The organism is Pseudomonas sp. B33.4, from assembly GCF_034555375.1.
Taxonomy (GTDB): domain Bacteria; phylum Pseudomonadota; class Gammaproteobacteria; order Pseudomonadales; family Pseudomonadaceae; genus Aquipseudomonas.
On the sequence record NZ_CP140706.1, the window covers coordinates 4,073,909 to 4,093,131 of the forward strand.

22 protein-coding genes are annotated in these 19,223 nt (G+C 59.8%); 10 read left to right on the forward strand and 12 right to left on the reverse strand.

Annotation, left to right across the window (positions count from 1 at the left end):
* Positions 1–24: 24 nt before the first annotated feature.
* Genes U6037_RS17840 through U6037_RS17850 form a run of 3 tightly spaced genes read right to left on the reverse strand, consistent with a single transcriptional unit; the run spans position 25 to position 2,275 of the window.
* The gene (locus U6037_RS17840; protein ID WP_322843972.1) at positions 25–435 is read right to left on the reverse strand and encodes an SRPBCC family protein; all 411 of its coding nucleotides are present in this window, start codon (positions 433–435) and stop codon (positions 25–27) included.
* A 23-nt stretch (positions 436–458) separates the two neighbouring features.
* Positions 459–1,256, reverse strand: coding sequence for an SDR family NAD(P)-dependent oxidoreductase (locus U6037_RS17845; protein ID WP_322843973.1), 798 nt, complete (start codon positions 1,254–1,256; stop codon positions 459–461).
* Positions 1,253–2,275: an aldo/keto reductase gene (locus tag U6037_RS17850; RefSeq protein WP_322843974.1), complete on the reverse strand. Its 1,023-nt coding sequence runs from the start codon at positions 2,273–2,275 to the stop codon at positions 1,253–1,255. Before U6037_RS17850 ends, U6037_RS17845 begins: the two co-directional genes overlap by 4 nt.
* Positions 2,276–2,388: 113 nt before the next feature.
* Between U6037_RS17850 and U6037_RS17855 the strand changes: the two genes are divergently transcribed.
* Positions 2,389–3,285, forward strand: a complete 897-nt coding sequence (locus tag U6037_RS17855) for a LysR substrate-binding domain-containing protein (protein ID WP_322843975.1) — start codon at positions 2,389–2,391, stop codon at positions 3,283–3,285.
* A gap of 172 nt (positions 3,286–3,457) precedes the next feature.
* Positions 3,458–4,117 (forward strand): isoprenylcysteine carboxylmethyltransferase family protein, encoded by a 660-nt coding sequence (locus U6037_RS17860; protein WP_322843976.1) that lies wholly within the window; start codon positions 3,458–3,460, stop codon positions 4,115–4,117.
* A gap of 119 nt (positions 4,118–4,236) precedes the next feature.
* On the opposite strand, the gene U6037_RS17865 is transcribed toward U6037_RS17860, so the two are convergent.
* Both U6037_RS17865 and U6037_RS17870 read right to left on the reverse strand, forming a co-directional pair.
* Entirely contained in the window at positions 4,237–4,902 is a 666-nt protein-coding gene (locus U6037_RS17865) for an HAD family hydrolase (RefSeq protein WP_322843977.1), read from the reverse strand.
* Between the two features lie 56 nt (positions 4,903–4,958).
* Positions 4,959–5,372, reverse strand: a complete 414-nt coding sequence (locus U6037_RS17870) for a response regulator (RefSeq protein WP_123594218.1) — start codon at positions 5,370–5,372, stop codon at positions 4,959–4,961.
* Positions 5,373–5,571: 199 nt separating this feature from the next.
* Here U6037_RS17870 and U6037_RS17875 point away from each other — a divergent pair, with 199 nt between their 5' ends.
* Entirely contained in the window at positions 5,572–6,513 is a 942-nt protein-coding gene (locus U6037_RS17875) for a class I SAM-dependent methyltransferase (RefSeq protein WP_322843978.1), read from the forward strand.
* A 121-nt stretch (positions 6,514–6,634) separates the two neighbouring features.
* Here U6037_RS17875 and U6037_RS17880 read toward each other — a convergent pair whose 3' ends face one another.
* Positions 6,635–7,414 (reverse strand): helix-turn-helix transcriptional regulator, encoded by a 780-nt coding sequence (locus U6037_RS17880; protein ID WP_322843979.1) that lies wholly within the window; start codon positions 7,412–7,414, stop codon positions 6,635–6,637.
* A 110-nt stretch (positions 7,415–7,524) separates the two neighbouring features.
* On the opposite strand from U6037_RS17880, the gene U6037_RS17885 reads away from it, so the two are divergent.
* Both U6037_RS17885 and U6037_RS17890 read left to right on the forward strand, forming a co-directional pair.
* On the forward strand, positions 7,525–8,640 hold the full coding sequence (locus U6037_RS17885) for an extracellular solute-binding protein (protein ID WP_322843980.1): 1,116 nt from the start codon (positions 7,525–7,527) through the stop codon (positions 8,638–8,640).
* 145 nt (positions 8,641–8,785) lie between these two features.
* A complete protein-coding gene (locus U6037_RS17890) occupies positions 8,786–9,904 on the forward strand; it encodes a P1 family peptidase (protein ID WP_322843981.1) in 1,119 nt (372 codons plus the stop codon).
* 96 nt (positions 9,905–10,000) lie between these two features.
* On the opposite strand, the gene U6037_RS17895 is transcribed toward U6037_RS17890, so the two are convergent.
* Positions 10,001–10,588, reverse strand: coding sequence for an NAD(P)H-dependent oxidoreductase (locus U6037_RS17895; RefSeq protein ID WP_322843982.1), 588 nt, complete (start codon positions 10,586–10,588; stop codon positions 10,001–10,003).
* A gap of 85 nt (positions 10,589–10,673) precedes the next feature.
* Here U6037_RS17895 and U6037_RS17900 point away from each other — a divergent pair, with 85 nt between their 5' ends.
* Positions 10,674–11,312 (forward strand): TetR/AcrR family transcriptional regulator, encoded by a 639-nt coding sequence (locus U6037_RS17900; protein WP_322843983.1) that lies wholly within the window; start codon positions 10,674–10,676, stop codon positions 11,310–11,312.
* Between the two features lie 183 nt (positions 11,313–11,495).
* On the opposite strand, the gene U6037_RS17905 is transcribed toward U6037_RS17900, so the two are convergent.
* Positions 11,496–12,128, reverse strand: coding sequence for a TetR/AcrR family transcriptional regulator (locus U6037_RS17905; RefSeq protein ID WP_322843984.1), 633 nt, complete (start codon positions 12,126–12,128; stop codon positions 11,496–11,498).
* A gap of 163 nt (positions 12,129–12,291) precedes the next feature.
* Between U6037_RS17905 and U6037_RS17910 the strand changes: the two genes are divergently transcribed.
* Positions 12,292–12,732 (forward strand): hotdog fold domain-containing protein, encoded by a 441-nt coding sequence (locus tag U6037_RS17910; RefSeq protein WP_322843985.1) that lies wholly within the window; start codon positions 12,292–12,294, stop codon positions 12,730–12,732.
* A 64-nt stretch (positions 12,733–12,796) separates the two neighbouring features.
* Here the strand turns inward: U6037_RS17910 and U6037_RS17915 are convergent, their stop codons facing one another.
* Positions 12,797–13,483, reverse strand: coding sequence for a GNAT family N-acetyltransferase (locus tag U6037_RS17915; RefSeq protein ID WP_322843986.1), 687 nt, complete (start codon positions 13,481–13,483; stop codon positions 12,797–12,799).
* 278 nt (positions 13,484–13,761) lie between these two features.
* On the opposite strand from U6037_RS17915, the gene U6037_RS17920 reads away from it, so the two are divergent.
* Positions 13,762–14,085 carry a YXWGXW repeat-containing protein gene (locus U6037_RS17920; RefSeq protein ID WP_322843987.1) on the forward strand — a complete coding sequence of 108 codons (324 nt, stop codon included), beginning with the start codon at positions 13,762–13,764 and terminating at the stop codon, positions 14,083–14,085.
* 14 nt (positions 14,086–14,099) lie between these two features.
* Here U6037_RS17920 and U6037_RS17925 read toward each other — a convergent pair whose 3' ends face one another.
* The gene (locus U6037_RS17925; RefSeq protein WP_322843988.1) at positions 14,100–14,657 is read right to left on the reverse strand and encodes a YceI family protein; all 558 of its coding nucleotides are present in this window, start codon (positions 14,655–14,657) and stop codon (positions 14,100–14,102) included.
* 74 nt (positions 14,658–14,731) lie between these two features.
* Positions 14,732–16,087, reverse strand: a complete 1,356-nt coding sequence (locus U6037_RS17930; protein ID WP_322843989.1) for an MATE family efflux transporter — start codon at positions 16,085–16,087, stop codon at positions 14,732–14,734.
* 198 nt (positions 16,088–16,285) lie between these two features.
* On the opposite strand from U6037_RS17930, the gene U6037_RS17935 reads away from it, so the two are divergent.
* Both U6037_RS17935 and U6037_RS17940 read left to right on the forward strand, forming a co-directional pair.
* Positions 16,286–16,846: a chorismate mutase gene (locus U6037_RS17935; protein WP_322843990.1), complete on the forward strand. Its 561-nt coding sequence runs from the start codon at positions 16,286–16,288 to the stop codon at positions 16,844–16,846.
* Positions 16,847–16,969: 123 nt separating this feature from the next.
* On the forward strand, positions 16,970–17,410 hold the full coding sequence (locus U6037_RS17940) for a phage infection protein (RefSeq protein ID WP_322843991.1): 441 nt from the start codon (positions 16,970–16,972) through the stop codon (positions 17,408–17,410).
* Positions 17,411–17,536: 126 nt separating this feature from the next.
* On the opposite strand, the gene U6037_RS17945 is transcribed toward U6037_RS17940, so the two are convergent.
* On the reverse strand, positions 17,537–19,147 hold the full coding sequence (locus U6037_RS17945; RefSeq protein ID WP_322843992.1) for an ATP-dependent nuclease: 1,611 nt from the start codon (positions 19,145–19,147) through the stop codon (positions 17,537–17,539).
* Positions 19,148–19,223: the final 76 nt, after the last annotated feature.

Here is a 19,223-nt window from a genome sequence, read left to right on the forward strand (position 1 = left end):
TCCTACGTTGGATCGTGGTGTTCTTCAGGTTGGGTAATTGGCTCGGAGTGCCTCGAGGCCACCCTGATAGATGCCGCTAAACAGCGCCACCACTTCCTCATCGCTCACGCCTTTGGCATTAAAGCGCCCTGACCACGTCACCCGCGAGCCCTGCCCCTGGGCTTCGACCTTGATCGTCGCCAGATAATCAGTGGCCGGGAACGGTGCATGTTCGATCGAATAGCTGTAAGTCTTCGCGGCGTTGTCGAACGCTTGCAATCGCTCGACCACCACGCCGCCGTCAGCGGTTTGCAGCGTGCGCACACGGCCGCCGTCGCTCAGTTCACTGTTGGGAATAAAGGGCAGCCAGTCGGGCAGCGTGTTGAAGCCGCCGATCAATTGCCAGACCTGATCGGCCGAAGCCGGGATGTCGATGGTTGCAGATGCTGTTGGCATAAATAAACGTCTCTCTCGGAAATTCAGATGGTCAGGCTGTCGACCACGCCGCCATCGACGCGCAAAGCAGCGCCGGTGGTGGCCGAGGACAGCGGCGAAGCAATGTAGGTCACCAGATGCGCGACCTCTTCGACATCCGCTACGCGCTGGATGATCGAGGTCGGGCGGGCCTTGCGTACAAAGGCGTCGGCTTCATCGCGCAGGTTGCGCCCGGATTCGGCAGCGGCATCCTTGAGCATGTCTTCCAGGCCATCGGTGAAGGTCGGCCCCGGCAGGATCGCATTGACGGTCACCCCGGTGCCAGCCAGACGTTTGGCCAGGCCGTGGGACACCGCCAGATTGGCGCTTTTGGTCACGCCGTAGTTGATCATGTCGGCTGGCGTGGCGACGCCGGATTCCGAGGACAGGAAAATCACCCGGCCCCAGCCCTGCTCGACCATCGCCGGCACGTAATGCCGCGCCAGGCGCACGCCGGAAATCACGTTGACCTCATAGAAACGCGTCCACTCGCTGTCCGGCGCATCGAAGAAATCCACATCATTAAAGATGCCGAGGTTGTTCACCAGAATGTCCGCACGCGGTTCAGCAGCGAACAACTTTTGCGCACCTTCGGCGGTGCCCAGATCAGCGGTCAAACCGCGCAACTGTGCGCCGGGGACTTTCTGCCGAATGCTCGCCAGCGCCTGCTCGACCTTGGCCGTATCACGGCCGATCACCACCACCGTGGCGCCCGCTTCGGCCAGCGACTGGCTAATACCCAGACCAATGCCCGCAGTGCTGCCGCTGACAATGGCCAGTTTTCCACTCAGATCAATCTTCATGCTTTCACCTCATCGATTGGCAATGGTGCACGTTCGGAGACTAGTTTGGCGTCGCGCATCGCCTGCCAGAAACCGGCAGGAATAACGGCTGACAATGCGGCGACATCTTCAGCAATACGACCCGGTTTACTTGCACCGGGAATAACCGCAGCAACCGCTGGATTGGCCAGCGAAAACTGTAGCGCAGCGGCTTTGATATCGACGTTGTAAGCGGCGGCGATGCGTTTGATCTGCTCGACCTTGGCGATGACTTCAGGGCTGGCCTGCTGGTATTCGAAGTGCGAGCCACCGGCCAGGATTCCAGAGCTATAAGGGCCACCGACGACGATTTCAACGTTCTGCGCTCGGGCCGAATCCATCAAGCGTTGCAACGGGCGCTCGTGATCGAGCAGCGTGTAGCGACCGGCCAACAGAAAACCGTCCGGCTGTGCTTCGCTGAGGTCGAGGGTCAATTCGCACGGTTCGACTTTGTTCACGCCCAGGCCCCAGCCCTTGATCACGCCTTCTTCACGCAACCGGGTCAGTACTTTGAATGCGCCGGTGCGGGCCTGGTTGAAGTATTCCAGCCACTGATCGCCGTAGAAGTCCTGAGCGATGTCGTGCACCCAGACGATGTCGAGGCGATCGGTTTGCAGGCGTTTGAGGCTGTCCTCGATCGAACGCAGCGTTGCATCGGCGCTGTAGTCATTGACGATCTTGTTCGGGCGACCGTGTTCGAATACTCCACTTTTCTCACCGAGATCACGGGCAGCGGCGTCTTCGACTTCATCGAGGATGACCCGACCGACCTTGCTGCTCAGCACATAGTCGTCACGCTTGTATTGCTTCAGCGCTTCACCGAGGCGGATCTCCGACAGACCGGAACCGTAGAACGGCGCGGTATCGAAGTAACGCACGCCGGCATCCCACGCGGCATGCACGGTGGCTTGCGCTTCGGCTTCCGGGATGGCGCGGAACATGTTGCCCAGTGGCGCGGTGCCGAAGCCCAGTTGGCCGGGGAGTTTGTCTTTCAAGCTCATTGGATTTTCCTCAATAGGTTCTGGGTCGGTGTGACCGTTGAGCAGATCCTAGATTGCGACACCGAGACCGTCCAAGACATAATGCGCAGCACTTGAGTCCCTATAGGTCTGACATGATCGACATCCGCCAATTGCGCTACTTCGTTGTTGTCGCCGAAGAAGAACACGTCGGCCGCGCCGCCGAACGACTGCACATTTCCCAGTCGCCGCTGAGCCGACAGATCGCCCAGCTCGAAGAGCGCTTGGGCCTGACCCTGTTCGAACGCAGCCAGCAACGCATTCGCCTGACCCGCGACGGCCAGACCTTCCTCGCCGAAACCCGCGCCCTGCTCACCCACGCCAATCGCCTGGAATCCCTCGGCAAACGTCTCGGTCGAGGCGAAGAAGGTGGTTTGTGCATCGGCTATATCGAAAACGCCATGCACGCCGGAGTCTTGCCTAATGCCTTGCGCGTGTTGCGCGCCGATCGGCCGAATGTGCACGTCGCCTTGTACAACCTCAGTTCCGCCGAGCAATTGGAAGGCCTGCGACAGCGTAGTCTCGATATTGCCTTGGTGAGTGAACCGCCGACCGATGACGATCCGGATCTGCTGGGCTTTCAGGTGCTGGATGATCCGATGCTGCTGGCGCTGCCGGAGCATCATCCATTGGCGCAGCAAGCGGCGTTGAACCCCGAGGATCTGGCCGAGCAGGAATGGATCGGCGTGCAACCGCGTCAGGATGCCAATGACGAGTTTGCCAGCGCCTGCATCCGCGCAGGCTTCACCCCCGATGTGCGCATGCAGGCGACCGAACCGTTTACCGCGCTGGGGCTGGTGGCGTCGGGGCTGGGGATTGCGATGATTCAAAAAGGCCTGAGCCATAACGCGCCGCCGGGCGTGGTGTTGCGGGAGCTGCCGTGGCTGACCTTGACCACGCCATTGTGGGCGGCGTGGCACCGGATCAATCTGCGGCCATTGGTCGAGACCTTCCGCACCGTTTTGACAGGTAATGAGATTTCCGCTGACTGAACGGGCCTCATCGCGGGCAAGCCCGCTCCCACAGGTTCATGGGTGAGCCTGAACTTTGTGTACGCCGCAAATCCCTGTGGGAGCGGGCTTGCCCGCGATGAGGCCAGCAGCCACAACCATTGCCCTCGGGCGTTCTACACTCAACGGATACGCACCCAGCCGTGAGTTGACCATGAAAATGTCTGCGCAAATGACCGTTGTCGCGGTACTCGCCACCCTTGCCTGGCTGGGTCTGGCGGTGTGGGGCATTGGCGGCGTGGGGATGTTCTTTTCCCACGGTTCATTGGTGGTCGTGGCATTGGCGACGGTAGCCATGGTGATCGCCTCACTGTTCAGCGAGGTCAACCTCAGCTCTGGCGAACGTGAAGATCGCGCCAATCGTTGGGTGATTCCAGCGTTTGGTGTGATCGGGCTGGTCAGTGGTTTTTTGCCGGCCTATTGCGACCGGGTGAATTTCTGGACGTTTGGCGGTGAAGGCATGCGCTGGCTCGGCGCTTTGCTGTTTATCGTCGGCGGCGCGCTGCGACTGTGGCCGGTGTTTGTGCTGGGGCGGCGCTTCAGTGGATTGGTGGCGATTCAACCGGGGCACCGGTTGGTTACCGATGGCATCTATCAGCACCTGCGCAACCCGAGTTATCTGGGGCTGGTGATCAATGCTGTGGGCTGGGCATTGGCGTTTCGCTCGGTGGTCGGACTGATGCTGGCGGCGCTGACACTGATCCCGTTGATTGCCCGGATTCATTCGGAAGAAGCGCTGCTGCGTGCGCAATTTGGGGCGGAGTACGAGGCTTATTGTGCGCGGAGTTGGCGTTTGGTGCCGGGGGTTTATTGATTTGCGAACACGTCCCCTGTAGGAGTGAGCCTGCTCGCGATAGCGGTGGGTCAGTCAAATCCATGTGTCTGACAGACCGCTATCGCGAGCAGGCTCACTCCTACAAGGGATTGTGTTTGTCAGTTGCGTTGCAGGTGCAGGCCGTTACTGTCGACTTTGACGCTGACCGCAGCGTAACTGGCCAACGTCGCGTGCGCCGTTTCCAGCGGATGCTGATGCGTCGTGGTAATGATCATCAGCGGCGCACCGGCGGCTTCGGCAGCCTGAATACCGACCGTAGCGTCTTCAAAAATCAGGCAATCACGCGCTTCCAGGCCAAGACGTTTGGCTGCCAGAAGATAGCCGGCCGGATCAGGTTTGCCAGCCTTCACATCTTCAGCGGTGATCATCACCGCAGGCGCGGGAATCCCCGCCGCCGCCATCCGCCGCAACGCCAGATCCCGTGGCGCCGACGTCACCATCGCCCAGCGATCGTTGGGCAGGCTGTTGAGAAACTGCGCGGCGCCGGGAATTTCGACAATGCCCTCAACGTCTGCGATTTCCGCCTCGGTGATGAACGCTGCTTGCGCCTCGGCATCCACGCCCGGCAGATTCAGGCGATTGATCGTGTCGATGGCACGCGCGCCATGAATGGTCGGCAAAAAGGTTTCCACGTCGACGCCATGGCGCACGGCCCAGGCTGACCAGATCCGCTCGGCAGCGGCGATGGAATTGAGGACGGTGCCGTCCATGTCGAACAGAAACGCGCCGAACGCGCGATTGAAAAGAGTGTCGTGAGCAGGCAAAAGTTCGCTTCCTCTGGCAAGGGGCCGGGCAGATGTGCCCGGCAATGTAGCACTTGTCAGTGCAGGCGCGGTGCCTTGGATTTGAAGGCGCTGTCGACGCAGTCGAGCAATTGACCGATGGCCCAGGGTTTCTTGATGAACGCCACCGGATGCTTGACCCCGGAGGTCTCGGGCGTTTCATAGCCGGACATGACCATCACCGGTTTGTCCGGCCAGCGGTCGCCGACCAGATTGGCCAGATCAGCGCCATTGAGGGTGCCGGGCATGGTGATGTCGGTCAGTAGCAACGCCACGTTCGGGGCGTTCTGCTCAAGATAAAGTGATGCGGCGTCGGCACTGGTCTGCGGCTCGACCTTGAAACCTTCCTCCTGAAGAATTTCGCAGAGAAACTCCAGAATCAACGGATCATCCTCAACCACCAGAATCAATCCGTCAGGAAGGTGCGCGTCCGCCGTCGGTGTTGGGCACATGGAACTGCACTCCCTGAATTGCATTAACGATTTAGCGGCTTGAATCCGCTGCTTAACTGGTATGAGCAGCGGGCTCTGCAGAAATTCATTTTTGATACAGCTCTTTTGCGAAACGGCGCTTTTGCCCGTCAGCGGCAATCGTTCGCGGCGATGTATTTGTGGTTAAAATGCCGGCCCTTTTGCTTGCCGATCCTGACCGATGACCCCTGAAGCCCTCGCCACCCTCCACGCCCATCTGCTGCCGGCCCTCGCGGCAGCACCGAGCGAAACCCGCCGCCTGTTCCACGGGCGCGGACGCTGCTGGCCGGGGCTGGAGCAGTTGACCGTGGACTGGCTGCAAGGCGTGGTGCTGGTGTCGCTGTTCAAGGAACCGCTGCCTGAGCAACTGGACAATCTCAAGGCGTTGCTGCTGGAACTCACGGGTTCCGCCGAATGGAAACAGTCGGGCGCGCACACGCTGTTGATCCAGCATCGCTATTTGCCACAGAGCACCGCCGAATGGCTGCTGGGCGATGAGATCGAGGAAATGAGCATCGTCGAGGGTGGTTTGCACTACCGCGTCGACCTGGGACGCAAACAAAACGCCGGGCTGTTTCTCGACATGCGTTACGGGCGCAACTGGGTGCGCGAACAGGCCAACGGTAAACGCATACTCAATCTGTTTGCCTACACCTGCGGTTTTTCCGTGGCCGCCATCGAGGGCAGCGCCAGCCATGTGGTCAATCTGGACATGTCCCGCGCGGCCCTGAGCCGTGGCCGCGACAATCATCGCTTGAACGGTCATGACCTGAGCAAAGTCAGTTTTCTCGGCCACGACCTGTTCAAGTCCTGGGGCAAGGTGATCAACAGTGGCCCGTATGATCTGGTGATCATCGACCCGCCGTCGTTCCAGAAAGGCAGTTTCCTGCTGACCAAGGATTACCAGCGCGTGCTGCGCCGCCTGCCGGAATTGCTTACGGCGCAAGGCACAGTGCTGGCGTGCATGAACGACCCGGCATTCGGTTCGGACTTTCTGATTGAGGGCGTGACGCAGGAAGCGCCGAGTCTGCGTTTTGTAGAGCGGCTGGAGAATCCGCCGGAGTTTGCGGATATTGATCCTGAAAGCGGCCTCAAGGCTTTGGTCTTCCAGCGCACTATCTGACACCCCGAAGATCCCTTGTAGGAGTGAGCCTGCTCGCGATAGCGGTCTATCAGTCAAATAGGTGATATCTGACACACCGCTATCGCGAGCAGGCTCACTCCTACAGGGGGATTGTGTTGGGTCAGGGAGTTGGTGGGCGCAGCACCAGCGCAAACAACTCGCCATGCCCGGTGACATTGAGCTTGTGATACAGATTGCGCCGATGCACCTTGACCGTCTCCGGCGAAATCCCCATCTGCTGGGCCATCGCCTTGCTGGAGAAACCCTGCAGGATCAGCCGCGCCGTGTCGACCTCCCGCACGGTCAGCCGCGCATCGAAGCGATCGAGTAACGTCGCCAGATCCCCAACCGGCGTTTCAGCCACCGCGCCCTGCGGTGGCAGCAACTGCACATGCCGACGCATCGCCGCCAGCACCCAATCGCGCACGCACAGCAATCGGCCCTGCTCGGCCATGTCGAACGGCGTCGAGCGACCCAATGACAATCCGAGCACGCCGCCCTCGACATTGACCATGAACTGCAACTCGTCCTCGCCGACCACCGAACGGAAGTAACTCTGGTAGTACTCGCTGTGCAGAAACTGGTCCGGCGCCACCGAGGCGAGGCTGTGCAAGCCGTCGGCAATGCCAGTCGATGCGGCTTGATAAAACGGATCGAGCAGGTACATCCCGGCGCTGTAGCCGGCCAGTTCTTCTTGCTCGTCGGCGCGACCCTGGCTGTCGAAGTCGATGAGCAACTGCGGCGCCTGCCCGGCTTGCATCAGCGCTACCAGTGCGTTGTCCAGCGGCACCAGCAACCGCAAGGTGTCCACCAGCGCGCGCCAGAAACCGGCCTGACCGACACCGGCAAATACCCGCGCCAGGCTTTGATGCACTGGCAGTTCCTGCAGCAACGCGTCCACGCACTACCCCTTTTGAGTAACCCATGATGGGAATGGGTCAGGCCTGGCCGGCCCGATAGGCTGACCACTCTTGTTCATCACCGGCCTGCACAGGCCAGGAGTGCCGCATCATGCGTCGTCGCCGTGGCTGTATCAACCTCAGCAGTAAACTGGGCCTGCTGGCCGGGATTGGCGCCAGCTCGATCGCCCTGGCCGCTGACGCGCCGAGCGTGCACGTCTACAACTGGTACGACTATATCGGCCCGAACACCCTCCACGACTTTCAGCGCGACAGCGGTATCCAACCGGTCTACGACACCTTCGACAGTGCCGAAGTCCTCGAAGGCAAACTGATGACCAGCCGCAGCGGCTACGACGTGGTGGTGGCAAGTAACTTCAGCCTGCCGACGCTGATCAAGGCCGGCGCCCTCGCCCCGCTGCCACGCGAGCAACTGCCGGGCTGGAAGAATCTCGACAGCGAGCTGCTGGCGAAACTGGCCAACAACGATCCCGGCAATCAATACGCGGTGCCGTACCTGTGGGGCACCAACGGCATCGGCTACAACGTCGACAAGGTGCGCGCGGCGCTGGGCGACAAGGCGCCGGTGGATTCGTGGGATCTGGTGTTCAACGAAGCCAACCTCGCCAAACTCGGCCAGTGCGGTGTGGCGATGCTCGATTCGCCGTCGGAGATGCTGCCGGTCGCCCTGCATTATTTGGGGCTGCCTCCGAACAGCACCGACCCTGAAGACTATAAAAAAGCCGAAGCGCTGCTGCTGAAACTGCGGCCGCACATTGCCTACTTCAATTCGTCGAAATTCATCAGCGACCTGTCCAACGGCAACATCTGCGTGGCAGTGGGCTGGTCGGGGGCGATGCTGGAAGCCAAGACCAATGCCGAGCAGGCCAACAACGGCGTGAAGATCGCCTACAGCCTGCCCAAGGAAGGCGCACCGGTGTGGTTCGACACGCTGGTGCTGCTCAAGGACGCACCGAATCGTCCTCAAGGCCTGGCCTTTATCGACTATCTGCTGCGGCCCGAAGTGATCGCGCCGGTCAGTGATCATCTGTCTTATCCGAATGGCAATCGTGCGGCAACAGCGCTGGTGGCCGAAGCCACGCGGGACAACCCGGCGGTTTATCCGTCTGCCACGGCGATGGCCACGCTATACACCCTTGAACCTTTGCCGAAAGCCACCGAACGCGTGCGCACGCGGGTGTGGAGCAAGGTCAAGAACGGCCAGTAAGACCTTTTGAACATTGCACAAAACCCTGCTCGCGAAAGCGGTGGGTCCAGGCACTGATGTGTTGAAAGTGCCGACGCCTTCGCGAGCAGGCTCGCTCCCACAGGGGCCGTGCGCAACCCAGCATTTTTTAGAGAGACAACAATCGATGAAACCTCGTGCTCGTGACCTCAACATCCGCATCGGCCAACTGCATCCCGGCCCGTTCAACGCCATCACCGACGTGCCCGGCGTGCGCGTCGGCCACAGCAACGTGCGCGGACGCAGCAGCGCCGGACGCGACATCTGCACCGGCGTCACACTGATCGAACCGCGCGCTGGCTCGACCAATCAGCAACCGTGTTTTGCCGGCGTGCATGTGCTCAATGGCAATGGCGACGCCACCGGGCTTGAATGGATTCGCGAGGCGGGGCTGCTGACCAGCCCGATTGCCTTTACCAACACCCACAGCCTTGGTGTGGTGCGCGATGCATTGATTGCACTGGATCGCCAGCAGCAACCCGACGACGGTCGCCTCTACTGGAACATGCCGGTGGTACTGGAAACCTTTGACGGTTTGCTCAACGACATCAACGGTTTCCATGTCCAGCCTGAACACGTTGCCCAAGCGTTGAGCGCAGCCGTCGACGGTCCCGTGGTAGAGGGCGCGGTCGGCGGTGGCAGCGGCATGATCTGTCATGAGTTCAAGGGCGGCATCGGCACTTCGTCGCGCCGCTTGAGCCGTGCTCAGGGTGGCTGGACCGTCGGCGCGATCGTGCAGGCCAACCACGGCATTCGCAGTGAATTGCGGGTCGATGGCTACCCGGTCGGGCGCTACATGGAACAGAAGGATTCGCCGTTCTTGCGCGCGTCGTTGCCGCATCCGGGTATGGGCTCGATCGTCGTCTGCCTGGCGACCGATGCGCCGCTATTGCCCCATCAATGCACTCGCCTGGCACAGCGCGCGAGCTTGGGTCTGGCGCGCACCGGCGGTGGCAACGAGGATCACAGCGGCGACATTTTCATCGCCTTCGCCACCGGCAATGATCACGTACCGCCCGCCGCCTACGAAGGCAAAGGCGCGCCGACCTGTGACGGTTTGCGCATGGTCAACAATGACCATATCAGCGAGCTGTTTCTGGCGGCGACCGAGGCGGTTGAAGAAGCGATCATCAATGCCCTGCTGGCCAGCGAGAGCACCGAAGGCAACGGGCATTCAGTACCGGGACTGGATGCCGAAACCCTGTTCGCCGCCCTCGAAAAATCAGGCTGGCCCGGCGCCCGCTGACACCGCAAAAACCCTGTAGGAGCTGCCGAAGGCTGCGATCTTTTGATTTTAAGAACAAGATCAAAAGATCGCAGCCTTCGGCAGCTCCTACAGGGGTTATGTGAGCATTTGGCTACCGAGTTCCCTTGCAACCGCCAACTGCTCCCGTGGATCGCGCAACTCCGATTCCGGCAGCAACGTCGAACTCAGTACCGTCGCTCCGCAGTAATCGAAAATCCCGTGTTCGATCTGCGCTTTCATCGCCGCGCCATAACCATGGCGCTCATAGGTTCGCGCCTCCGCGCCGGCAAGGCCAACCAGATGCACACGCAGGCGCTGCAGCAGCTTCACGTGCTTGAGATCGCCGGTGAAATCGAAGGCCCAGCCATTGCTGAACACCCGATCGATCCAGCCTTTGAGCAGCGCCGGCATCGACCACCAGTACACCGGGTAGACCAGCACCAACGTATCGGCGCGGTCGATGCGTGCCTGCTCGGCCAGTATGTCCACAGGCGGCATGGACTTACGGTGATGCACCGCGAAATCCGCAGCGCCGAAACGTGGCTCGAAGCCTTCGGCGTAGAGATCAGCGATTTCAAAGGTGTTGGCCGGATCGGCCTGAACCAGGCTTTCGGCAATCTGCGCGGCCACGCTGTGGGTCAGCGAGCGCGGGTCGTGGTGGGCAACAACAATCAAGGCGTGCATGGAAAATCTCCGGCTGGTGATTGCTCAGCAAGGCTTATATACTTGGAGTAAGTTACCAACAGTAAGCTACGTATGGTAGATAAGCATGTCAACCGGTAAAACTTCAGCACAGCAATCCTCCGCTCAACCGCGCCGCCGCTTGGCGCGCGAAGACCGCTTGCGCCAGTTGCTCGACGTCGCATGGCAAATCATCCGTGCCCAAGGCACCGAAGCCTTGACCCTCGGTTATCTGGCAGAAAAAGCCGGGGTGACCAAACCGGTGGTCTATGACCATTTCGTCACCCGTGCCGGTTTACTTGCAGCGCTGTATCGGGAATTCGATGCACGACAAACGGTATTGATGGATGCCGCCATCGCCCGCAGCGAACCGACACTGAGCGGCCTCGCCTCAGTGATTGCCAAGGCGTACGTCGATTGCGTCATGTTCCAGGGCACGGAGATTCCGGGGATCATCGCCGCGCTGGCGAGCACCCCGGAGCTGGAAAAGATAAAGCGCGAATACGAGGCGATCTTCCTTGAAAAATGCCGCAGCGATCTGGCGCCGTACGCCAGCGGCGGGCAGATCACGCCGGCAGGATTGCGCGCCATGCTCGGCGCCGCCGAAGCACTTTCGCACGCCGCTGCCAACGGTGAAATAAGCGCAAAAGAGGCCAGCGACGAGCTGTCTGCAACCATCATAGCCATGGTCGAACGCGCCGCCGTTCGGGCGACTGGCGGTACTTGAGCAGCCACTTGCACACTCCTAGGATGGAATCACGCAGTGGCTCCGCTCTATCGGGCGCTGCGTAGGCACGGGTGCTCTGAACCCCAATCAAGCCCGAGCCTTGCTTCATGCGCATCTTGAGCCTCGAGGGCTCTACTTCCTCCCCATCAAAGAGCTTTGAGGCTCTTTTTTTGTCTGCGTAAATCAGCAGTCCGGCAGCGCATCGACGCGAATCGAGCGCCAGGCCGCTTGCGCCAGCAATTCGCGGTAGTCCGCCGGGCTGCCCTTCACCCGCCCCGCCAACCAGGCGCGGCAGTAACTGTCGGCCTGACCGATGATCAACGACGGCAAGAGTTCGGCGGGCAGTGCCTTGAGTTCGGCAGCGCGCCCCGATTCGGCCAGCCAGTCGCGCAGACGCAGATTGCGAGTCTTGTTGCGCTCGGCCAGTTCGTCCTTGAATGGCCCTTTGGTCACGGCAAATCGTGCGTGGTACTGGAAGCGCGCCCACTGCGGTTGACGTTCGACCCAATCGACGTAGCTGAACACCAGCGCCTGCACACCTTCCTCGGTGGTTTTCGCCGCCTCCAGGTAGGCATCGCGCAGTCGCGCCTGATCCTCCAGCGCGGTGAAAAACAACGCGGCGACCAAGCCCTCCTTGTTGCCGAAATGGTGATAAATCGCCCCGACACTGGTGTCGCACTCGGCGCGAATCATCTCGATGGTGGTGGCCTCGATGCCCTGTTCGTTGAACAGGCTCAGCGCCTTGCGAAAGATATCGCGCTTGAGTTCGGCGCGGCGGCCGGGGTAGCTGCGTTCAAGTAAGTCTGCGGTATCCATGCGGCTCACTGCCTGAAAATCGGGATTGAAAGGCACTCGTCGTGCCCATGGAAAAAACACGCACAGGTTGACAGATTTCCCGCAGACCGAATACCGTTCCGTTACAGAATATAATTCTGTAACGGAACATCATTCTGCAAAATCACTTTCCGCGAGGCTTTCCATGAGTCAGTTTCTCAGCATGTTCAACAGCGCAGGTCCGCAAGCCTTCAGCCAGATGGCCTGCCAGGTCGCGCCGTACTTCAGCAGCATCAACCCACTGGTGACCGAGTTGCGTGCGAACGCGGCGACGGTACAAGTACCGTTCCGCCGTGAGATCACCAACCACCTCGGCACCGTGCATGCGATTGCCATGTGCAACGCCGCAGAGCTTGCTGCCGGGATGATGACCGACGTGTCGATTCCGTCCGGCGCACGCTGGATCCCCAAAGGCATGACCGTCGAATATCTGGCCAAGGCAAAAACCGATGTGACGGCGGTGGCCAGTGGTGAAGGCGTGGATTGGCAAAGCGAGGGCGACAAGATCGTCACCGTGGACATTCACGATACCGAGGGCAAAAAAGTGTTCACGGCGCAGATCACCATGAACGTCAAACTCGGCTGAATCGCGCCGACAAAAAAGCCCTTGCTGCGGCATTCACAGCAAGGGCTTTTTCAGCAATGTGAGATCAGTGCACGGTCAGGCGCTGGCGGACAAATTCTTCGGTGTGACGGGTGGTCTGATCGAGGTGTCGATCGCGCTGTTTCTCCGCATCGAGCATCGCGCGTTTGCCGTTTTTCTGCAGGAGATAAGTGTGGATCTGCTGTACTTCCAGCGACCGGTAGATCGGCGTGGTGTCGATAAATCCGCGCAAACCGTTGCTGCGATAATGCCGGGTGCTCATCAACACCTGCGTTTCACGCTGGCCAATCACTTCAAAGCCCAACGCTTCGAAATACGGGACTTTGCCGACTGTGCAGGCCAGTTCGGCATGGGGATAACGCCCGACCATTTCGCCAATCATTGCCCGCGCCACGCCTTTACGCCGATGCCCTTCGCGCACCGCCATGTAAGCCACGCTGCAGGCTTCCCAATCGCCCTGCACCGGCAGATACAACAGAAAGCCGATCACTTGCTCCGGATCATCCTCGTCGGTAGCGACCAGCAATTCGACGTCGATACCCTTCTCGCCATTCAACGCTTCCAGATACAGATGCACCTCATAGCCGACTGCGTACTGATAGACGTTGTACAGCAGATTGCTCGGGCCGAGACCGACCGCGCTGATGTCGGTCAGGTAGTCGACGACCAGTTGCAGAATCTGGCTGTTGACGCTTTCGGGGCATGGGGATTTGTAGTGGTTGATGCGTGGCATGGCGGGCGAACTCCGGCGGAAAACCGCGACATCATACCCTGTGAGCCGATTCAGCCTGCATTGGCAACGACAAATCGAAGGTGGGGGCGAACCTGCTCGCGAATGCAGTAGCACCTTCAACATAGAAATTGACTGACCCGACGCCTTCGCGAGCAGGCTCGCTCCCACAGGGTTGTCCCTGACAAAAATTTCATCCGCCTCAGGCGGGATCTTTCGCAAATCCGGCATCCAATTCTGCAGCTGCGTTCACTTTTCGACGCAGGCCTTGAGGAGTTGTCATGAGCGTTTTGCGTTCCCTGTCCAAATGGCGAAAAACCCTGCTGCTGGTGCCGTTGACGCTGGCCGCACTGAGCAGCGCCCCGGTGTTTGCGCAACCGGTGGTGATCGTCCAGCACGCGCCACCGCCGATGCGCATGGAAGTGATGCCCGGTGCGCGTCCCGGTTATGTCTGGGATCAAGGGCATTGGCGCTGGCAAGGACGTGGTTATGTGTGGATGCCCGGCCACTGGCAACCGGTGAGGTACGGCGCACGCTGGAAACCCGGGCACTGGCAGGCGCGCGGGCCGAACTGGTTCTGGGTCGAAGGGCATTGGGTGCGATGAATGGCGCTGGGGCGTCACTGCTGTGGCGCCACCACCTTGAATTTGATGGCGATATCCTTGGACACCACGGTGTCCGCCCACTCCCCCGCGCCGAGGCCGAACTCGTCACGCTTGAGCAGCAGTTCACCGTCGAAAATGCCGATGTCGTTGCCCGGTTTCAATTCCACCGGTACCTGCACTTTGCGGGTGATGCCTTTTAGGGTGAGCTCGCCATCGATCAAGTAACGATGCTCGGCAACTAGAGTGAAATGGCTCGACTCGAATACCGCCACGGGGAATTTTTCAGTGTTGAACCACGCCGATTTCACCAGTTCGGTGTTGGCGTCCGCGCTACCCGCATCGATGCTGCTGAGGTCGATGTGCAATGTAGTGCGGGCGCTGGCGAGATTATTGGTATCAAAGTCCAGCGTCGCTTCGAACTTGCCGAAGGTGCCGTACATCCGCGAACCCATCTGGCTATAGGTGAAACTGATCTGACTGGCGCTGGTGTTGACCCGAGTGTATTCGACGGCGTTCGCGTCATAAACGACGCACAGCGAATACGCGGCAGCCAGCAGCAATCGGATCGACATGGGATTCTCCGGGCGTAGCTTGCCGTCGAGGGCCTCGATTGACTTAAGCAAACATCCGGCCGTTACGCCAGCGTCTACACCAACCGTTCGATCTTCTGATGCTGCCAGACCAGTTTGTAATACAAGGTCTGCAGCACCAGCATGCCCAGATACGCCACCGGAAACGCCATCCACACACCCTGCAAACCGTACTGCCCGTCCAGCCAGTATGCCGCCGGCAACTGCACCCCGACCACACAGATGATCGCGATTGCCACCGGTACCAACACCGTACCACTGGCGCGCATGATGCCGCCGATGATGGCCTGGAAGCCGAACACCAACAGGCTCCACAGCATGATGTGCAACAGATGCTCAGCCATTGCCCGAGTCGAGTCCTCGGTGAGAAACAGGCCCAGCAACCAGTGCGACAACAGATAACCCAGCACGATCAGACCACCGGTCAAACAGACGTTGATCAACAGCCCGGTGCGCAGAATCGGCCCCATGCGCTCCAGACGTCCGGCGCCGATGGCCTGCGCACCGAGGATCGACGCGGTGATCGCAATCGACAACGCCGGAAACTGCACATAGTTGACGATCTGCGTCACCGCGCCATAGGCCGCCGTCGCTTGTGAGCCGTGCTGGTTGACCAGCGCCAGAATCACCAGCTCCGACAGCGACAGCACAATCATCTGCACGCCGGTCGGCAGGCCGATGCGCAACACCTTGCCGAGAATCGCCCCGTCGAGACGCAGCGCGTTGAAGAACTCGCGGTCCGGCGCCAGTGGATGGCCCTTGCGAATCAGGCGCCACGCCAGCCACGCCATCGCTGCCAGGTTACCGGCCAGCCCGGCGTAAGCCGCACTTTGAATGCCCAACTGCGGCAAGCCGAACCAGCCGCGAATCAGCGCCGGCGTGAGTGCCAGGCCGACACTAGTCGAGACGATCAGCGCCAGCAACGGCGACAGCGTGTCACTGACCCCGCGCAACAGCTGCGTGAACAACACAAACACCAGCAGCGACGGCAAGATCCACATCATCACATGGGCATACGCCACCGCATCGTCGAGCACATCCGCTGGCGTTCCCAACCCCGTCAGTGCCTGGCGCGCAAACACGCTGCCCAGCACTGCGGCCACCAGACCGATCAATACGCCCAGCAACAGCGTCGCCCCGGCAATCGCCTTGACCATATGCGGCTCCCGCGCGCCCCAGGCTTGACCGATGAGCACACCGGCGCCCGCGCCGAGGCCGATCACCAGGGCGATAAAGAAGAATACGATGGGAAACATCCCCGACACCGCCGCCAGTGCTTGCGTGCCGAGCATCTGGCCGATATAGATGCTGTTGACCGTGCCCGACATCGATTGCAGAAAGTTCGACAGCACCATCGGCGCGAGGAACAGCAGGTAGGTTTGCCAGAGTGGGCGTTGGGTGGCGGCTTGCATTAATAGAGGTCCATCTCGACGGCGGGAGGGCTGATTGAGGATAGCTTCGGTGAGTTGCTCGTGGGGCGCAATTAACATTTCAAATCGCTGTTTATCAGCGCTGCCCACATCTGTGTAATTGGCGCGGATCTGTAGGTGTCGCTTCACAGCTGTGGTAAACAACTGCCCACTTTCATTTCTCTGATTGAGGCTCTGTTCATGCCGCACTTTGCCAACTTGCTGACCGGCACCCTCCTCGCTTTGCTCGCCACCACCGCTCACGCCGCCGCACCCGCCGACACCTTGAAGCCTTTACTGGAAACGCTGAACGAACGCCTGAACATCGGCGACCTCGTCGCGCTGACCAAATGGGACAGCGGCAAGCCGATTCAGGACAGCCCGCGTGAAGCGCAGGTCATTGCTAATGCCCGCACGCTGGCCGCCGAACGCCAGCTCGACCCGGAAGACGTGGCGCAACTGATCGCGGCGCAAATGGAGGCGAACAAACTGGTGCAGTACGGGTTGCTCGCGCAGTGGCAAGCGGCCGGTGCCGCGCCGGACACCGCGCGCCCCGACCTGGGTCAACAGATCCGTCCGCGTCTGGATGAGCTGCAAACCCGTCTGCTGCAGCAATACGCCGCGTTCCTGCCGTATCGCCACGACGCCAATTGCCCGGCGTGGCTGGCCAAGGCGCGCAGTGGCCTGACCCACGACGCGCTGCATGAGCTGGCTCTGACGCGGGCTACCGGTGAACTGTGCGTGCGACCACCAACCCCATGAAACGGTGGCTCGGGCATACATTGCTGGCGTCGATAGTCACCATCACGTCAATGAAGTTCTCATAAAAAATCCGCGGCGTAACATCGGCTCCAGACAAACAACTACCCCTTGGAGCACACGATCATGAAACGCCAAACCCTTCTCAGCATCGCTTTTTCGGTTTTCGCCATTAACGCTTTTGCCGCCACCCCGGCACACACCCAGGTCGCTGAAGGCGGCTCGGACAAGTTGATTGAAAGTCGTGTTGCTGAGGGCGGTTCCGATCGTCTGCTCGAACGCCGCGTTGCCGAGGGCGGTTCCGATCGTCTGCTCGAACGCCGCGTTGCCGAGGGCGGTTCCGATCGTCTGCTCGAACGCCGCGTTGCCGAGGGCGGTTCCGATCGTCTGCTCGAACGCCGCGTTGCCGAGGGCGGTTCCGATCGTCTGCTCGAACGCCGGGTTGCCGAAGGCGGTTCCGATCGTCTGCTCGAACGCCGCGTTGCCGAAGGCGGTTCCGATCGTCTGCTCGAACGCCGCGTTGCCGAAGGCGGTTCCGATCGTCTGCTTGAACGACGCGTTGCCTAAACCACCGGCTTCATCGTAGTTCCCAAACAAGCCCGGTCTGATCAGCCGGGCTTGTTTTATGGCGTGTGTTGGAGGACGGGCCATGCCTGTTCGTGACCCCGGGTTTGATCGCCAACGGTCGCGACGTTATAAATTCGCTCGGGTTATACCGCGAAAAATCTTCTCGATTTCCTGAATGGCGCTGGTTTGAGTGCGCTTGAAAATCTGGTTGAATTTCAGCCCCTCAGTCTCCTTCATATATTTCTTCGCCAGCTCCACTTTGGTCAGTTTGGTTCCGATAGATACGGCTCCGTTCCTTTTCCTGACCAGGTATTTTTTAAAGGCGTCGGGCAAATAGCTTTCCATCGTATAGCCCCGAGTAATCCAGGTGCTGCTTTCATCCAGCTGATCAAGCACCTTGTACTTTGCTGAATCTTTCTTCGTACGGTGAGTGACATCACCGTCGAACTCAAAATCGTGGTCACGATCGATGACGACAAAAGAATTCCTGTTGATACGCAGCATCGAGATTGCCTCTTCTGTCTGCAACTCTTCACCCGCGTGATAGTGGGACAATATCGACCCACCATAGAGCACGAACGAATAATGCACATTCTCTACCAGTTCGGCTTCGGCATGCTCTCGACACCAGCGTTGCAACCAATACTTTATGTACAGCCGATCCGAAGGGCCTTCGACCCATATCACGAAATTCGACTGATAAAGATCACTCGCCCGCACACCCAACTCGTCCAGCAGTTTTTGTGGCGAAGCGCTTACACGCGGCCCCTGCAAGCTATGGATACGGCGTCCGTCCACATGGAAATGAGCGATCGAAACAGAGCCTGTTGCGTCACTTGCACCCCAGACATCAGGGCTGAGAAAAACTGAGGAGTGCGAAGAAACCAGCAACTGCAGGTTCTTTTCCTTCGCCAACAGCGCCAGATTCATCGCCAACAAGCGTTGGAGTCGAGGGTGCAAATGAGACTCCGGCTCTTCAATAATGACAATTGAACCGTCTTGTTGTTTTCGAAGCCAACCGAGCATACCGGCAGCCGCTTTCCACCCCGAAGGCAAATATTCAAACGGGACGGCTTGGGAAACCATCAGATCGGAATAAAGCCGCAACTTCACGACGCCGGTTTCTTGCAGTTCTTGCGTCGTAGCAGTTTCTACGTGTCTGACCCCGCATAACTCTGGCTGGATCTCCCGCAAGGCGACAACAAACGCCGCATCGAAACAGGTTTGCTCGGGGCCTCGCCAACAGGAAACGTTGATCCCCATTTTCGATACGATCTGACTGATTTTCCATATGTCGTCTGTCGCTACGCCTGTCGCCGGAATGGGCGCGTATATCGCATCCAGAATCTTTTCCGAGTAATTCGCCCGGTTAAAAACGCGCAATGCCAGGACCGGCGTCCGGGTCGCCTCAAACTCGACATGCAAGACCATCGGATCCGGTGTGGGCGTGTAGCTCGAGTCATCGCCCTTGAAGGTAATATCCAGCCCGTGAAAGACTCGTTCGCCGAGTGCCGTGCGCTTCAGGGTCTGAAACAACTCTGGCCTGGACAAGGCACCCACCACATCCAGAAGCGTTGACTTGCCTGCACCGTTCCTGCCGCCAAACACATTGATCTGCTCCAGATCAGCGCATTGCATGTCGTGGAATCCTGCGTCGGAGCCGTGAATATCTGCACCGACTCCGACGTAGAAGGCCACGCCTCTGAGGGCACTGAACTTGATTTTTTCTATATGCAATGCAGCCACCTGACGGGTAAAGGGTCCACCTGAACAACAAGAAGGAATTCGTTTGAGCCAGCATTCCCCGAACCGC

Bases quoted from the DNA above. Each gene is read 5' to 3' on its own strand.
- U6037_RS17850 (WP_322843974.1), bottom strand. From the start codon at position 2,275: ATGAGCTTGAAAGACAAACTCCCCGGCCAACTGGGCTTCGGCACCGCG.
- U6037_RS17855 (WP_322843975.1), top strand. From the start codon at position 2,389: ATGATCGACATCCGCCAATTGCGCTACTTCGTTGTTGTCGCCGAAGAA.
- U6037_RS17840 (WP_322843972.1), bottom strand. From the start codon at position 435: ATGCCAACAGCATCTGCAACCATCGACATCCCGGCTTCGGCCGATCAG.
- U6037_RS17860 (WP_322843976.1), top strand. From the start codon at position 3,458: ATGAAAATGTCTGCGCAAATGACCGTTGTCGCGGTACTCGCCACCCTT.
- U6037_RS17870 (WP_123594218.1), bottom strand. From the start codon at position 5,372: ATGTGCCCAACACCGACGGCGGACGCGCACCTTCCTGACGGATTGATT.
- U6037_RS17935 (WP_322843990.1), top strand. From the start codon at position 16,286: ATGCCGCACTTTGCCAACTTGCTGACCGGCACCCTCCTCGCTTTGCTC.
- U6037_RS17900 (WP_322843983.1), top strand. From the start codon at position 10,674: ATGTCAACCGGTAAAACTTCAGCACAGCAATCCTCCGCTCAACCGCGC.
- U6037_RS17930 (WP_322843989.1), bottom strand. From the start codon at position 16,087: ATGCAAGCCGCCACCCAACGCCCACTCTGGCAAACCTACCTGCTGTTC.
- U6037_RS17910 (WP_322843985.1), top strand. From the start codon at position 12,292: ATGAGTCAGTTTCTCAGCATGTTCAACAGCGCAGGTCCGCAAGCCTTC.
- U6037_RS17920 (WP_322843987.1), top strand. From the start codon at position 13,762: ATGAGCGTTTTGCGTTCCCTGTCCAAATGGCGAAAAACCCTGCTGCTG.
- U6037_RS17895 (WP_322843982.1), bottom strand. From the start codon at position 10,588: ATGCACGCCTTGATTGTTGTTGCCCACCACGACCCGCGCTCGCTGACC.
- U6037_RS17940 (WP_322843991.1), top strand. From the start codon at position 16,970: ATGAAACGCCAAACCCTTCTCAGCATCGCTTTTTCGGTTTTCGCCATT.
- U6037_RS17905 (WP_322843984.1), bottom strand. From the start codon at position 12,128: ATGGATACCGCAGACTTACTTGAACGCAGCTACCCCGGCCGCCGCGCC.
- U6037_RS17915 (WP_322843986.1), bottom strand. From the start codon at position 13,483: ATGCCACGCATCAACCACTACAAATCCCCATGCCCCGAAAGCGTCAAC.
- U6037_RS17875 (WP_322843978.1), top strand. From the start codon at position 5,572: ATGACCCCTGAAGCCCTCGCCACCCTCCACGCCCATCTGCTGCCGGCC.
- U6037_RS17890 (WP_322843981.1), top strand. From the start codon at position 8,786: ATGAAACCTCGTGCTCGTGACCTCAACATCCGCATCGGCCAACTGCAT.
- U6037_RS17885 (WP_322843980.1), top strand. From the start codon at position 7,525: ATGCGTCGTCGCCGTGGCTGTATCAACCTCAGCAGTAAACTGGGCCTG.
- U6037_RS17925 (WP_322843988.1), bottom strand. From the start codon at position 14,657: ATGTCGATCCGATTGCTGCTGGCTGCCGCGTATTCGCTGTGCGTCGTT.
- U6037_RS17845 (WP_322843973.1), bottom strand. From the start codon at position 1,256: ATGAAGATTGATCTGAGTGGAAAACTGGCCATTGTCAGCGGCAGCACT.